Genomic DNA, 11508 nt, shown 5'->3' on the forward strand with positions numbered 1-11508 from the left:
TTTGACGTTTCTGTGTTTCGTGCAGTCTGTAATAACTTCTGCCTTGACGTTTGGGTGTTTCGCGCAGTCTGTAGCAACTTCTGCCTTGACGTTTAAGTGTTTCGCGCAGTCTGTAGCAACTTCTGCCTTGACGTTTGAGTGTTTCGTGCAGTCTGTAGCAACTTCTGCCTTGACGTTTGAGTGTTTCGCGCAGTCTGTAGCAACTTCCGCTTTGACGTTTGGGTGTTTCGCGCAGTCTGTAGCAACTTCCGCTTTGACGTTATCAGAAACACACTTGCGTTATATAACCCTGGTTACGGTATTACGCAATATAGGGATGCCTGCGGCGGTAAACTACGCTCAACCGGAACAGATAGCTTACAAATTTCTGCTTAATGGAGAAACAGAAACAGGTAGTCTAACTTACCAGCAATTAGATGTACAGCGAAAAGCGTTTTATGTACCTGACTCAAAAGAACCAAATCCGTGATCTGAATAAGACTGAGTTTCTGGCTCTACGAGAACTGTGCAGGCTGAGTAAAAATCTCTACAACGTAGGGCTTTACACAGTTCGGCAATACTATTTTCAGGAACACAAGCACTTGCGCTATGAGTCTGCTTACCACTTGTGCAAAGGAAATGAGAACTATCAACTTCTCAACACCGATATTGCCCAGCAAACGCTGAAAGTGGTAGACAGGATGTTTCACGGTTTCTTTGGGTTGATTAAAGCCGTCAAGTCTGGGAGTTATCAGCAAAAGGTGAAACTTCCTCAGTACTTGCCTCAAGACGGCTATTTTGTTCTCATAATTCCTCGGTTGAAAGTAAAAGATAGGAAGTTTAAGATTCCAATGTCTGCTGCTTTCAAAAAGCAGTTTGGCGAGGTTTCCATTGCATTCCCTGACAGACTTGACAGCAAAGCAGTCAAAGAGGTTAGGATTCACCCAAGATATGATGCTCGATTCTTTGAAGTTGAGTTCATCTCTAAAGTTGAAGTCGAACCTGTAGAAACTGTTCCAGATAGTGCTATTGCCATTGATTTTGGACTGGACAATCTTGCAACTTGTGTTGATACCAATGGGGCATCCTTCATTGTGGATGGTCGCAAACTCAAATCTATTAACCAATGGTTCAACAAGGAAAATGCCAGATTGCAATCTATTAAAGATAAACAGAAGATTGAATGTCTGACTGAGCGTCAATGCAGACTTTTTATCAATCGTGGGAATCAAGTTAGGGATTATCTGAACAAGTCGGCACGGCTGATTATTGCCCACTGCATTGAGAACAAGATTGAGCGAGTTATCGTCGGATTCAATCTTGGCATGAAACAGCAAATCAATATCGGCAGTCGCAACAACCAGAACTTTGTTCAAATTCCTTTTTACAGTTTGAGAGGCAAGCTTAAAGCTCAATGCGTGCGATACGGTTTGATTTATCAAGAGCAAGAGGAATCTTACACCAGCAAGGCTAGTGCTTTGGATAGTGACGAGTTGCCCGTTTACAACGCTGATAAACCTGCTACATACGAGTTTTCTGGTAGGCGAGTAAAAAGGGGGTTGTATCGGAGTGCATATGGACATCTGGTTAATGCGGATTCCAATGGGGCTGCGAATATCGGAAGAAAAAGTAAGCAGAATGGTTTTACCGGACTGTCTAGAGGCTGTTTGGCACAGCCGTTACGAATCAAGATCCACTAGGGTTTTATCTCTTAAGAATCTCAGTCACTTTAGTCCTGAGAATGTCAATCGGGTCTTAAATCGTTAGATAATTCCACAATACCCCTAGATCCATCAATCCTGACTCGTTGACCATCTTGCAGTAGCCATGTAGCGCCTCGAACATCCATTACAGCTGGAATTCCATACTCACGAGCAACGATCGCACCGTGAGAAAGCCGTCCACCAACTTCGGCGATTAATCCTCCAGCCTTTAATAAAAAAGGTGCCCAGCCGGAATCTGTGTAAGGTACTACCAGAATCGTATCTCGGTCAATCTCCGGCACGTTTTGTAAATTTCGTAACACCTTCACTCGACCTTCAGCTTGTCCGGGACTGGCTCCAATGCCTTGTAATATTTGGTCAGAGTAGAGCAGAGAGGGAGCTAAGGGGTGAGGGGGTGTATTGCCATAGACTAAAAGGGGTACTTGAATGATCTCGCTATCTTGGAGGAATTGCGATCGCCTCAATTTGACCAACTCATCCAACTGCTTAATTAACCTGGAATCTCCACCCACAACCAGACGCCGCACTTCATCAAAGTTGAGAAAAAAGATATCTCCTGTTTTCTTGAGTAAGCCGGACTTTAACCAAATCTTCTCTAAAGCCACAAAACTCCAACGCAATTCAGCTAAAAGCCGTGAATAAACTTCGGTAACTCGTCCTTTGATATCTACACGCCGTTGCACAAAAGAGCGTTTGCCCTTACCAGCAAAGATGCTATTAATTGCGTCTTTAGCGCCTGATTGTGGTTCGTTACCCTGCATTAACTGCACAAACATCTGCTTAATCATCTGGGGATTCTCCCGCCAAGTGGGAACAGAAATATCAGTTCCCACTTCACTTAAATAGCCGTAATCCTGAAGCAATTCCTCAAATTCTTGGAGGATCTTCTCTCCCTCTGGGGTTTGCTTTAATTGCTCAAATACCTGCTGTGGCTCAAACTCAAGCAATACTTCCTTGGCATCTGTAGCTATTGCACTGAGCGATCGCAATGCCGCGATCTCTGGGGTGACGCTATGATCAATTTGCCCATCCTTCACGCGAAAAATCCCCTGGCGGAGGGCAGCACTCAAGGGAGCTAGAATGCTGTAATATGTTCCTTGACGCAGCAACTCCAGAATAAAGTCAATTCTTAACAACAGCTTGGATGGTTCCAAGTTATCTATATCTGACTGCGCCAACTGCGACAACCCAGGAATGAACAGTTTGTGATAATCCCGCTTGAAGTCTTTTTCTAAACTTAATTCCCGCTTCACTAACCTCCCTAGTCCTGGCAAATTTTCCCAGGTTGACTCCCAAGACGGTTTACTTAATTTAGCTCCTCTGGTTAAAAATTCCAGACTTTCGGACGGCAATCCCATGCGGAGAAAAATATTCCCTAAGAGGGATGCGTTAAAGTAGGCTCTGGAATAATGCAGAGTTGCTGTTTCGGCGAAATCTAACCCCAAAGCGCGATCGCCTAAAACTAAAGTAAAAAGTTCTCCCCATGCTCCACAAGTTAAAGGACGATTAATTGACCATGTTAAGGGGTGAATTACTCCCGGAATCACTTCGGCAGCGATTTTGCGTGTCCACATCGGTAGTAGAGTGGTGATCGGTCGAGATTGCAACACCCAAAGCGTTTGACCGTCGTAACTCCACTCTATATCTTGAGGAGTGCCATGATAGCGTTTTTCGAGTCGGTGGGCTAAGTATGCGACTTGCTTGATCAATGCTTGTGGTACTCGTCCTTCACCCTCTAATTGCACAGAGGAAGAGTTTTCTGTTTCCAGGACAAAAGCGCGATATTGTTCGGGTGTGACTTTTCCCGAAACGACTTGCGTCGGGCTGCCTGGAAGGGCTTCGATGATGATCGCATCACTTTGCTGGGTAATGGGATCACGGCTGAAAGCGACACCAGAAAATACACTTTGGACTTGTTGTTGAATCAACACAGCCATTGCTGAGTCATTTAAGCCGCGATCGCGCCGATATTGCACGGCAGATGGCTGATTATAGGAAGCTTGAACTTGGGCGATCGCTGACTGCAATCCCTCTGGGCTGGTAACATTTAAAACTGTTTCATACTGTCCAGCCGCAGAAGCCTGTTCTGAGTCTTCTCCAATGGCAGAAGAACGCACCACTAAGGGGGATAATTCTGATGGCTGGAGAAATTCTGTCAACAGTTCTGGATCATCGATTGGGGCAAGTACCCACCCCTTTGGCACTGGATAGCCCCAGCGCTTAATTTGAGATAATGTTGCCGCCTTTTCTCCGACAATCGCAGCATCCAACTCTTCATCTAGAGAAACCATCGCGCGACCGCCGCGTAAAAATTCCAACATCGCTTGCGATTCGGTTTCTGCATGTTGGGCTGGGAGGTTCAGATCATCAGGAATTTTGGTATAAATCCAGCCCATTAAACCAGCCAAGGCAACAGCAGCTAGCATTCTGGGAATATCGCTAATGTGCAGAAGCGTCACAAACAGAGGAAACAGAAGCAAAACCCCAAATTTGACTACCTGTCTTGATTGCAGAATTGCAAAGCTAATACCTGCAAAGAAAAATACAAATATTGCCACCAGTGGATCATGTACGACAAATCCCCAGACAACATTTGTCGTACCTGCGCCTCTGCCGATCCAATATCTACCGATTACTAGAGCGATGAGAGCAATCAATTCCCAAGACGAGCCATCTGGGAAGAAAATGCGGGTGAGTAAGACTGCTGCAACTCCTTTAAAAGCTTCTGACAAGACTGCCAGAATTCCGACAAACCTACCGCCATGATAAAAGGCAGCTGATACACTAATGTTTCCTGTACCAACTTGTGATAATTGCTTGCGCGTAAGCGCGTAAGTAATCCATGCAATCAGGGGTAATCCGCCCAAGAGGGGGCAGGCAATTAAAATAACTAAGACACCCCAAGGTTCAAACATTCGGGATTTTGGATTTTAGATTTAAATTTTCCATCTAAAACCTCAAATCTAAAATAATTAAGTTTTTCTGAAATTTTTGATGGTTATTACTAGTTACTGAATGGACACTTGGCTAGAACGGAAACCGTTTTTGCCAGTGTCCTTCTCGGCTACTAATGGTTTTAGTTTAGCGCATAGGCAGCTTGCAGCGCCCAGATGATCAGAGCCGCGATCGATCCCAGAAGCAACACGGTAGAGATAGTGACTACTTTTGGGGAATCTGCACCCTCAAATTTCATAATTCCGCGATTTAAGTCGGACACAGCTTTCTAATCCTCTTCTGTTGGAGCCTGAAATATTTGTCCGTTTTGATTGTAGTCTTTCTATTTGCGGATGATGTTAAATTCCTAATATTATTTTGTTTAAGCTTGAGGATTTTTCCATCACCACGATTACTTATTTCTTTAGAGGTATTAATCTTATTTTTACCATGATCAGGTATAGGGCATGGGGAAGAAGCAGAGGAGCAGAGGGGAAGGCTGAAAATGCTAGGGATTTTGTAATTAAATTACAAGAACAAGCAGAAAAGCAGAGGGGAAGGCTGAAAATACTAGGGATTTTGTAACTAAATTACAATATGTACTAAAATCAAGGACTTGAGTCACAAAGAGAGCAATCATGGCATCCATCCGCGAGTTGCACCAACAACTGGTTACAAAAGAACGTTCTGCCGTTGAAATTACCCAAGAAGCTTTAGACCGTATTCAAGCGTTAGAGCCGAAATTGCACAGCTTTTTATGTGTTACCGCAGAACGGGCATTAGAGCAGGCGGGTGCTGTGGATGCCAAAATTGCTGCGGGAGAAGAAATTGGGCTATTAGCAGGGATTCCAGTGGGGATCAAGGACAATTTATGTACCAAGGGAATTCCTACCACCTGCGCTTCCCGGATTTTGGAGAATTTCGTGCCACCTTATGAATCAACGGCGACGCAAAAACTGGCAGATGTTGGGGCGGTAATGGTAGGTAAAACCAACTTGGATGAGTTTGCAATGGGTAGTTCCACCGAAAACTCTGCCTACCAAGTCACAGCTAATCCTTGGGATTTGTCACGAGTTCCAGGTGGTTCTTCGGGGGGTTCTGCGGCTGCGGTGTCGGCCGAAGAATGTGTGATTGCTCTCGGTTCTGATACTGGCGGTTCGATTCGCCAACCTGCATCTTTTTGCGGTGTGGTGGGAATGAAACCGACTTATGGTTTAGTTTCCCGTTATGGTTTGGTGGCTTACGCTTCGTCTTTGGATCAAATTGGGCCATTTGCAAACACAGTGGAAGATGCGGCAATATTATTAAGTGCGATCGCAGGTCACGATCCCAAAGACTCTACCAGCCTGAAAGTTGCCATTCCCAACTACGCTGCCAGCTTAAAACCAGACTTGAAACCCAGACGTCAGCTAAGAATTGGGATCATTAAAGAAACTTTTGGTGAAGGGTTGGACTCTGTAGTGGAACAAGCTGTTACCAAAGCAGTAGATCAACTACAAAGTTTGGGAGCAGAGATTCAGATAGTATCCTGTCCCCGCTTTCGCTATGGCTTACCCACCTACTACATCATCGCCCCATGCGAAGCGTCAGCAAACCTGGCTCGTTACGATGGCGTTAAATATGGGTATCGCGCTCCTGATGCGGATAATCTGCTATCGATGTATACTCGTACCCGTGCCACTGGTTTTGGTACAGAAGTTAAACGCCGGATTATGATCGGCACTTACGCACTTTCGGCTGGCTATTATGACGCCTACTACCTGAAAGCCCAAAAAGTCCGCACCCTGATTAAACAAGATTTTGAAAGAGCTTTTGGCGCGGTTGATATCTTAGTTTGTCCCACATCTCCCACTACAGCATTCAAAGCAGGGGAAAAAACTACTGACCCCTTGAGTATGTATTTAACTGACTTGATGACTATTCCGGTGAATCTTGCTGGTTTACCTAGTTTAAGTTTGCCATGTGGTTTTGATGATCAGGGGCTACCCATAGGATTACAACTAATTGGCAATGTGTTGCGAGAAGACCAACTGTTTCAGGTAGCTTACGCTTATGAGCAATCCACTACTTGGCATCTGCGTAAACCGCAAATATCTTGAAAATGGGCATTGGGCACTTGTACTGACTTGTACTGAGCGACGCGTTGCCCTGAGCTTTGCCGTTCGCGTAGCGTCTCGTAGAGAAGGGTCGAAGTAGCGAAGTCGTTGGCGCAGCCTAAGAAGAGAAGTATTGGGCATTTTCCTTGTCCCCTTGTCCCCCTTGTCCCCCTCATCTCCCTCATCTCCCCTCCTCCCTCACTCCCACCCTGCTTTTTAAGTCATTTATCAGCCTGATTAGGAACCATTAACTGTTGAATATTGACTTCTGGAGTCAGGGATTTAGATGTAATTCCTCGTTGATTAAGTGTATAAAAAAGACCAGTAGATGCAGCTATTAATAAGAGAATGTAGGTAACAACAAGAGGTATGTATGTATTTGTTTTGTTGTCTGAATTCTGATGATCATTATTGGAGTCTTGGCGGACAACATTGCTTATAAGAGTATGTGATAAAGCATTTCCATCCAGTCCTAAAGCATCTCCATAGCGACGGATGAATCCTTGAACAAAAATAGGCTCAGGCAATTCTTCAAATCGTTCTTCTTCTAAAGCTTCCAAAACACCTGCTCTAATTAGTGTTTGAGAGGCTATTTCTTCTATGCGGATGGATTTTTCTTGTCTTACTTGTCGCAACTGTGTAGTTATTTCTTTTAGCTGCTCTACTTGAGCTTGGTTTAAGAGCGTCACAGTCTTTTCCTCTATGGGGTAATTCTACTATTCATTGAGAAGACTTAAATGTGCATACGTATTTTTACTGAATAATTTATTTTAGGGAATTTTTTTGAGAATGGTTTAAGCCTAGATTTTCAAATGCTAAAGCTGCTAGAAGTAAGTAATTTTACTGTTTTAATACATATTTTTTAAATAAAAAATTAGAGCAAAAAAGTTAATAAGCTGCAATTTCTAATATAAGTATCGTCTCAACTGCTACTCTGGGCTAGGATAATTGCAGCGTTCACTTCCCCTTAATGGTGATAACACCAAGTCTGAACCTTACTTTGCGTAAGTTCTACGTAACAAAGATTTTGTAAAAAGTCAAAAATCTTCATCAAAATTTTATTCCGATATATCGTGATATATCAAAAAATATCCTATAGTAGAGAAAGTTGATTTGAGATTCATTTATGTTTAGACACTTTCGGTCACACTTTGGCGCACCTGCATGGGCAGGAGTTAGCGAAGATGATTTATTGCTTGTGAGGTCTTGGTTTGGGCATGGCAAGCATCATGGTAGAGATCATGGCAAACACTTCGGTAATGAAATGTTTGGTCGTGGTTGGGGAGATGAACATCGGACTCGTCGGGGTGACATCAAGTTCATCCTGCTGGAATTGTTATCCGAGCATCCTAGTCATGGTTACGATCTGATTAAAGAGATGGAAACTCGTTACGGTGGTTTCCGTCGCCTCAGTCCTGGCTCAGTCTATCCAACACTGCAATTGCTGGAGGAAGGTGGTTATCTTAAGAGCGCACAGGAAGGTGGTAAGCGGATTTACACGATTACGGATGAAGGTAGACAATTATTGGCAGAACGTGCCCAACAGCAAACTTCAGACTCTCCTTGGGATACTTTTAAAACTTTCGTGACAGGCAAGCCCCAAGAGTTTATTGAGTTGCGAAATGCCGCAACAGAATTAGCTGCTGTGGTGGTGCAGGTTGCTCGCAGTGGCAATATGGAGCGAATAAATCGGGTGCGTGAGCTTTTAGAGCAAGTTAAACGGGAAATTTACGCGATTTTGGCTGAAAAATGAGTTGGGAGTTAGGAGTTAGAATACAGTTGAGTCGAATATAGACAGACCTAACAAGAACAGCCCCTTCACTTGTAGGGAAGGGGAGTAAGATTCAAAGTCTCTCTGCTTTTAGAACAGAGATCAGATCGATCGCTATAGGGTTCTGTTGACTAATGAAGCGATCGCATTTAAATTTGGCTCGATGAGTGAGTTGAGCAATGTCCATAACTGCAAATCAGTAAAATCTGGAATTGCCATAAATGCGCCGACTGACTGCAAAATTTGCGCCTCGTGGGTGGATGCTATGCCAATGGTGCGGATATCTGCGCTCACGGCAGAACGAATACCAGAGGGAGAGTCTTCTAAGGCGATCGCTTCTTCTGCTGTAATTGCCAACTTCTTCAGGGCAACTTCATAGGGTGCAGGGTCAGGCTTACCTGCAATACAATCATCCGCTAAAATAACTGTATGGAAAGCTTCTTTAATTCCCAAAACCTCCAGCATAAATTCTGCATTTAATCTAGGGGCATTAGTTACTAATGCACGTTTTAACTGATGTGTATCTGTCCATTCTAGGAGTTCAGAAAATCCACTTAAAGGTTTGAGATTAGAGGCGAGTTTACGGAAAAGCGCCTCTTTTTCGTCTGCAAATTTTTGCCCTTCTGCTGCTGATAATTGTGGCAGAATATCCTTGACAATTTCTGGGTTTAGTCCCCCACTAATTCGGGATTTATAAAATGTCTCGTCAATTTCTATGCTATAATTTAACAGCATTTGCTGCCAAGCTCGGTAGTGTATGGGGTCAGTGTTGACAATAGTGCCGTCTAGGTCAAAGAGAATTGCAGCCAGCATGATTTTTTCGTAAAATGTAAATAATTGTTAACTTTATTTAAATAGTTTACATTGTTTTTTTGTCCTTAGTGATTGTTCCTTTGTCAATACATGACTTTTGAGGGCATCTGGAAAACCTCCCTAAATCGGGAGCATCTCAGTGAAAGCAAAAATACCAGATGAGAAACAAGATTCTTGCTCCCTCTCCTTACCAAGGAGAGGATTGGGGTGAGGTTTTACAAGGCTTTTTACGAAAGTGAGATGTGTAAGCAAATGCTAGCCGCTACAAACTTTTTTCGCGTTGATGATTTACTAGTGCAGATTTACAACTCTGAAGTAGAAATCGCCCAGGACGTTGCCGAAATCGCGCAAGAGCATTTACAGCAAGTTCTCAAGGAACAGGATACAGCTGCTGTATTGTTAGCAACAGGTAACTCCCAACTCAAATTTCTTGATGCTTTGATTGCATTGGGTGGTGTGGATTGGTCACGGATTATTCTGTTCCATCTAGATGAATATTTGGGAATTACTGCTGACCATTCTGCTAGTTTCCGGCGCTATCTGCGAGAACGTGTAGAGAAGCGGGTTGAGCCTAAGAAATTTCACTATATAGAAGGTGATATATTACAACCAGTGGCAGAGTGCGATCGCTACACTAAATTATTGCAAGCACAACCAATTGACTTATGCTGTCTTGGTGTTGGCGAAAATGGACATTTGGCTTTTAACGATCCAGCAGTAGCAAATTTTCAAGATCCTTACGCTGTGAAATTAGTGAAATTGGATACAGTGAACCGTCAGCAACAAGTAAGGACTGGTCACTTTGCGAATCTAGAAACTGTCCCACAATATGCTTTTACTGTTACAATCTCGACGATTTGTTCAGCTAAAAAAATTCTCTGTCTTGCTCCAGAAAAACGTAAAGCGAATGTGGTAAAACAGATGTTGGAAGGAGCTATAAGTACAGACTGTCCGGCTTCTATTCTCCGTCAACAATCCCAAGCAACGTTATTTTTGGACGTAAATTCTGCTAGTTTGCTTTCTTGAACTTCTCTCTGAATTCTCAGATGATCTTCTATAGTAACTCTCTCCTTTTCCATAGCTCAACTCCCACATCAAGCAGACCATTTGTAGGGACACAGCAATGCTCATCGGTGTCAACTTAAGCGAAAAATCGCTTATCTGTTGGCTGACACGCCCGCCTAGAACTAAAGTTCTTTGGCTTTTAGCTAAAGTCTACTCAAGTAGACTAAAGATTTTTCAGATTATTTAGTCATCTTGAGATGACTTTCGCTATTAGCAAGGAACTGAAGTTCCTTGTAGGACATGGATTTTACGTTAAGTTGACACGCATGAGCTTTTTCTGTGTCCTTACGTGTGTCGTATCCATAGAGGCATAGCGGCTACTCTCCGAGTTTTCCAACGCAGTACCCTACGGGTACGAGAACCGCTATATTATGCCCCTACGTGTGTCGTCTATTTAATTCAAAACCTCGTAATAGCCAGAGGCTTTTAAGGAGGTAATGTCTCAAAGCCTATTCTAGACAAAGCTAGTCCAGAAGTTGACATAAACAACGGCTGTACGCCTCGCCTCCTAGAGTGTGGTGAATACTATTTAGAGCGAGAACCTGTTACATCATTAGGATCTCTATAAGCCCGGACTTGATCGCGATTACGAGCCAGACCTGCTAAACCGGCTAGACCAAGTAAACCTAGCCAACCCCAATTGAAACCGCGATCGCTAGTTGTTTGGGAAGTTGTGATACCTGTATTCCTGCTAGTACCTGTTGTGTCAGTGCCTGTTGTATCTGTACCTGTACTTCCACTGCCTGTTGTATCTGTACCTGTACTTCCACTGCCACCAGTACCACTGCCTGTTGTATCTGTACCTGTACTTCCACTGCCACCAGTACCACTGCCTGTTGTATCTGTACCTGTACTTCCACTGCCACCAGTACCACTGCCTGTTGTATCTGTACCTGTACTTCCACTGCCACCAGTACCACTGCCTGTTGTATCTGTACCTGTACTTCCACTGCCACCAGTGCCACTGCCTGTTGTATCAGTGCCTGTAGTTCCACTACCTGTTGTACCAGTACCTGTACCACTACCTGTTGTACCACTACCTAGACCACTGCCTGTTGTACCAGTACCTGTACCACTGCCTGTTGTACCAGTACCTGTACCACTGCCTGTTGTACCAGTACCACTA

Annotated in this window: 11 protein-coding genes; 6 read left to right on the forward strand and 5 right to left on the reverse strand. The window is 43.8% G+C overall.

The features are described from left to right. Positions 1–19 precede the first annotated feature (19 nt). Positions 20–469, forward strand: a complete 450-nt coding sequence (locus HWQ38_RS09035; protein ID WP_292792428.1) for a hypothetical protein — start codon at positions 20–22, stop codon at positions 467–469. Next, positions 438–1679: a transposase gene (locus HWQ38_RS09040; RefSeq protein WP_292792430.1), complete on the forward strand. Its 1242-nt coding sequence runs from the start codon at positions 438–440 to the stop codon at positions 1677–1679. Before HWQ38_RS09035 ends, HWQ38_RS09040 begins: the two co-directional genes overlap by 32 nt. Positions 1680–1723: 44 nt before the next feature. Here the strand turns inward: HWQ38_RS09040 and HWQ38_RS09045 are convergent, their stop codons facing one another. Together HWQ38_RS09045 and HWQ38_RS09050 are read right to left on the reverse strand one after the other, a co-directional pair. Then, the gene (locus tag HWQ38_RS09045) at positions 1724–4618 is read right to left on the reverse strand and encodes a glycerol-3-phosphate acyltransferase (protein ID WP_292792432.1); all 2895 of its coding nucleotides are present in this window, start codon (positions 4616–4618) and stop codon (positions 1724–1726) included. Positions 4619–4779: 161 nt separating this feature from the next. Beyond that, the gene (locus HWQ38_RS09050; protein ID WP_041565237.1) at positions 4780–4920 is read right to left on the reverse strand and encodes a hypothetical protein; all 141 of its coding nucleotides are present in this window, start codon (positions 4918–4920) and stop codon (positions 4780–4782) included. Between the two features lie 95 nt (positions 4921–5015). Between HWQ38_RS09050 and HWQ38_RS09055 the strand changes: the two genes are divergently transcribed. Together HWQ38_RS09055 and gatA are read left to right on the forward strand one after the other, a co-directional pair. Beyond that, positions 5016–5222 carry a hypothetical protein gene (locus HWQ38_RS09055; protein ID WP_292792440.1) on the forward strand — a complete coding sequence of 69 codons (207 nt, stop codon included), beginning with the start codon at positions 5016–5018 and terminating at the stop codon, positions 5220–5222. 53 nt (positions 5223–5275) lie between these two features. Then, complete coding sequence (gene gatA / locus HWQ38_RS09060; RefSeq protein ID WP_292792442.1) at positions 5276–6736, forward strand: Asp-tRNA(Asn)/Glu-tRNA(Gln) amidotransferase subunit GatA; 1461 nt, start codon at positions 5276–5278, stop codon at positions 6734–6736. 218 nt (positions 6737–6954) lie between these two features. On the opposite strand, the gene HWQ38_RS09065 is transcribed toward gatA, so the two are convergent. Next, positions 6955–7422 carry a helix-turn-helix domain-containing protein gene (locus HWQ38_RS09065; protein WP_292792444.1) on the reverse strand — a complete coding sequence of 156 codons (468 nt, stop codon included), beginning with the start codon at positions 7420–7422 and terminating at the stop codon, positions 6955–6957. Between the two features lie 437 nt (positions 7423–7859). Here HWQ38_RS09065 and HWQ38_RS09070 point away from each other — a divergent pair, with 437 nt between their 5' ends. Further along, positions 7860–8486 (forward strand): PadR family transcriptional regulator, encoded by a 627-nt coding sequence (locus HWQ38_RS09070; RefSeq protein ID WP_292792446.1) that lies wholly within the window; start codon positions 7860–7862, stop codon positions 8484–8486. A gap of 132 nt (positions 8487–8618) precedes the next feature. Here HWQ38_RS09070 and HWQ38_RS09075 read toward each other — a convergent pair whose 3' ends face one another. After that, a complete protein-coding gene (locus tag HWQ38_RS09075) occupies positions 8619–9317 on the reverse strand; it encodes an HAD-IA family hydrolase (protein ID WP_292792448.1) in 699 nt (232 codons plus the stop codon). Between the two features lie 252 nt (positions 9318–9569). Between HWQ38_RS09075 and HWQ38_RS09080 the strand changes: the two genes are divergently transcribed. Then, positions 9570–10343, forward strand: a complete 774-nt coding sequence (locus tag HWQ38_RS09080) for a glucosamine-6-phosphate deaminase (protein ID WP_292792452.1) — start codon at positions 9570–9572, stop codon at positions 10341–10343. Between the two features lie 564 nt (positions 10344–10907). Here the strand turns inward: HWQ38_RS09080 and HWQ38_RS40400 are convergent. Then, positions 10908–11508: WGxxGxxG family protein (locus HWQ38_RS40400; RefSeq protein WP_366933260.1), on the reverse strand; the 601-nt coding region annotated here is incomplete at its 5' end.

It is taken from the genome of Nostoc sp. NMS7 (genome assembly GCF_017115085.1).
GTDB lineage: Bacteria > Cyanobacteriota > Cyanobacteriia > Cyanobacteriales > Nostocaceae > Nostoc.